The organism is Kitasatospora sp. NPDC057512 (assembly GCF_042802135.1).
GTDB lineage: Bacteria > Actinomycetota > Actinomycetes > Streptomycetales > Streptomycetaceae > Kitasatospora.
The window spans coordinates 1-3,708 of the sequence record NZ_JBHVET010000788.1 but is presented as its reverse complement, the minus strand read 5'-3'; the positions used below and the strand labels follow the sequence as shown (position 1 = coordinate 3,708).

Sequence of the window (3,708 nt, the reverse complement as noted above, 5' to 3'; positions counted from 1 at the left end):
GGTCCAGGCCGATCACGGGGGTGTCGGCCTGGACCCCGGCCCCGTTCAGCGCCCGCAGGCTGCGCCGCATCACCCTTCGCGCGGTGCCGAGTTGGCCGGTGGAGTACCAGGTGAGGCCGCAGCAGACCGGGCCCGAGGGCAGCCGGACGTCGAAGCCCAGGTGCTCCAGCACCTCGACGGCCGAGCGCGGCACGTCCGGCTGGAGGCGGTCGGAGAAGGTGTCCGGCCACAGCAGCACCGGCCGGGCGCCCGCCGGGGCCGGGTGGGCGGCGCGGTGCCGCCGGTACCACGCGGTGAAGGTCTCCGGCGGGAGGACCGGCAGCACCCGGCGCCGGTCGATCCCGCCGAGCCGCTTGAGCAGCCCCCCGGCCCGGGAGCGGGCGAGCGTGTTGGCGGCCCCGGGCGCGAGCGCGGCGGCCCGCAGCCAGAGCGGCAGCCAGCCCATCGAGTAGTGCGCGAGCGGGCGGGGCCGGCGCCGGTAGTGCTGGTACAGGAACTCGGACTTGTAGGTCGCCATGTCGACGTGGACGGGGCAGTCGCTCGCGCAGCCCTTGCAGCTCAGGCAGAGGTCCAGCGCCTCCCGGACCTCCTCCGAGCGCCAGCCGTCCGGGATCGCCTCCCCCCGCAGCATCTCGGCGAGCAGCCGGGCCCGCCCCCGGGTGGAGTGCCGCTCCTCGCCGGTGGCCAGGTAGCTCGGGCACATCACCCCGCTGCCCGGGGCCACGCACTTGGCGACGCCCACGCAGCGGTGCACCGCCTTCACCAGGCTCCCGCCGTCCTGCTCGTACGGGAGGGCCAGCGGCAGCGTGCGGCGCGGGGCCGTGACGAAGCGCAGGTCGGCGTCGAGCGGGCGGGGGTCGACCAGCGCGCCCGGGTTGAGCAGGTTCTCCGGGTCCCAGATCCGCTTGAACTCCCCGAACAGGCCGATGATCTCGGGCGGGTACATGCGCGGCAGCAGCTCCGCGCGGGCCTGGCCGTCGCCGTGCTCGCCGGAGAGCGAACCGCCGTACGAGACCGCCAGATCGGCCGCCTGCTCCAGGAACTCCCGGAAGACCAGCACCCCTTGGGGCTCGTCCAGCGGGAAGTCGATCCGCAGGTGCACGCAGCCGTCGCCGAAGTGCCCGTACGGGACGCCGTGCAGGCTGTGCCGGCGCAGCAGGGCGCGCAGGGCCCGTAGGTAGTCGCCGAGCCGCTCGGGCGGAACGGCGGAGTCCTCCCAGCCGGGCCAGGCCTCGCCGCCGCCGGGCAGCCGGGTGACGATCCCCGCGCCCGCCTCCCGGACGGCCCACAGCTGGCGCTGCTCGACCGGGTCGGTGACCAGGGCGACAGCGGCCGAGCGCTCGCGCCTCACCGCGTCGGCGAGCCGGCGGGCGGCCTGGTAGGCGGCCAACGGGGTGTCGCCGCCGGTCTCCAGGAACAGCCAGCACTCGCCGGCGGGCAGCCGGTCCAGCGCGGGCGGGCGGGGCCCGGCGGCGAGCAGCGCGGCGATCAGGTCGGCCGCCATGCCCTCGGCGGTCAGCGGACCGTACGGCAGCAGCGCCGGGACGGCGTCGGCGGCGGCGCCCTCGTCGGGGTAGCCGGCCACCACCAGGGCCCGGGCCGGCGGGTCCTCGACCAGGCGGACGGTGGCGCCGAGCAGCAGCGCGCAGGTGCCCTCGGTGCCGGTGAGCGCCCGGGCCAGGTCGTGGCCCTGCTCGGGCAGCAGCGCGTCCAGCGGGTAGCCGGAGGTGCGGCGGGGCAGTCGCGGCATGCCCTGGCGGATGGCGGCGAGGTTGCGGTCGGTGAACTCCTGCAGCCCGGTGTGGAGTCGGCCGACCCGCCCGGGCAACGCGGCGAGCGCGGCGCGCTCCGCGGGGGTGAGCCGCCCGCCGACGGTCAGCTCGGTGCCGTCCGCGAGCAGCAGCTCCAGCCGCTCGACGTTGTCGGCGGTGCGCCCCCAGGCGAGCGAGTGCGAGCCGCAGGAGTCGTTGCCGATCATGCCGCCGAGGGTGCACCGGCTGTGCGTGGACGGGTCGGGGCCGAAGCGCAGCCCGTACGGCCTGGCGGCGCGCTGGAGGTCGTCCAGGACGGTGCCGGGCTGGACGCGCGCGGTGCGGGCCCGCGGGTCGACCTCCAGCACCGCGCCCAGGTGGCGGCGGAAGTCCAGCACCACCACGCCCGGGCCGATCGCCTGCCCGCCGATGCTCGTCCCGGCCCCGCGGGCCACCACCGGCACCCGGTGGGCGCGGCAGAGCGCCAGCGCGGTGCGCACGTCGTCGAGGTCGGCGGGCTTGACCACGCCGAGCGGCAACTGCCGGTAGTTGGAGGCGTCCTGGCTGTAGACGGTGCGCTCGGCGGCGCCGAAGCGGACCTCGCCGCGCAGGACGGCGGCCAGCTCACGGGCCAACTCGGCCCCGGGGACGGCGGACGGACGGCTCACCAGGACCTCCCAGGAGTGCGGCTCCGCCGATGATCGCAGCCGTGCCGCCGCACCGGTACCGGGCGCGGCGCCCGGCTCACCCGGGTGGGGGTGCCCCGGCTACTTCCGCCCGGTGAGCGTGCCGCGCGCGATGTGGGAGAGCTTGGCCACCTCGAAGGCCGGGTACGCGCCGCCCGCCAGCAGCGAGAACTTGATCCCCTCGCGGCCGCCCGGCCGGCGGTGCCCGGGCGGCTGGAAGCGGCGGTGGTGCTCGGCGGCGCGGTGGAAGAACTGCGGCCGCTCGGCGCGGGTGACGCAGCCGGCCAGGTCGAAGACGAACAGGTAGTGCCGGATCATCCGGACGAACAGCGCCTCGCGCACCGCGTACAGGTGCGGCTGGTCCTCCAGCAGGGCGAAGCTGCGCTCGTACTGCTCGAACAGGTCGAAGACGCTGCTGCCCGGGCCGCCCGCCGGGTGGACGGTCTCCCGGCGGCGGAGCTGGACGCACTCGCGCGCCAGCACGGCGGCCTTCCGGGCGCCGAGCAGCGCCGCGTGCGCCACCGGGACCTCCTCGTAGCGGCCGGGCGGGAAGGCCAGGCCCAGGTCGGCCCAGTGGCCGCGGCGGACCAGCCGGTCCCAGGCCAGCGGCGGCGCGCCGAACAGCGCGGGCCGGTCGAAGGGCGCGAACGGCTCGGGGCCGGCCTCGGCGAGCAGCGCCTCGGCCCCGCCCGGCCAGTCCCGGTCCTGGTGCCGGCGGGAGTGGCCGAACAGCAGCACGTCCACCGGGCCGGTCTGCCGGAGCCGGTCGGCGAGCGTGCGCAGCGCGTCCCGGGGCAGCAGGTGGTCGGCGTCCAGGAACAGCAGGTACTCGCCGGTGGCCCGGGCCGCCCCCGCGTTCCGGCTCGCCCCGACCCCGACCGCGGCGTTCAGGTGCAGCACCGACACCTGCCGGTGCCGGGCGGCGTACGCGTCGGCGAGCCCGCCCGCGGTCTCGGGGGAGCGGTCGGCGACCACGATCACCTCGACGTCGGCCAGGGACTGGGCGAGCAGCGAGTCCAGGCAGTCGGCGAGCTGTTCGTGCTGGTCGTAGGCGGGGAGCACGACGCTGATCAGGGGTGAGGGCATGACGCCGGAGCGTAAGAGGGCTCGCGAACCGTGGCAAAGCCCTGACGGTCCGTAATTCCGGTCAATCAGTGGCAAACCGTACGAGTGTGCGCCAGATCTTCACGCCGCCTTCCGGACGTGTCCACGCCCGGCGCCGGTCCCGGCCCGAGTCCCGGCCCGGCTTCCGAGCTGGGGCGATACGCACG

General features: G+C 76.6%; 2 protein-coding genes. Both read right to left on the bottom strand.

The window, feature by feature from the left end:
- On the bottom strand, positions 1-2,419 hold a 2,419-nt coding region (locus ACFU6K_RS33735), incomplete at its 3' end, for an FAD-binding and (Fe-S)-binding domain-containing protein (protein ID WP_380669591.1).
- 99 nt (positions 2,420-2,518) lie between these two features.
- A complete protein-coding gene (locus ACFU6K_RS33730; protein ID WP_380669589.1) occupies positions 2,519-3,523 on the bottom strand; it encodes a glycosyltransferase family 2 protein in 1,005 nt (334 codons plus the stop codon).
- Positions 3,524-3,708 lie beyond the last annotated feature (185 nt).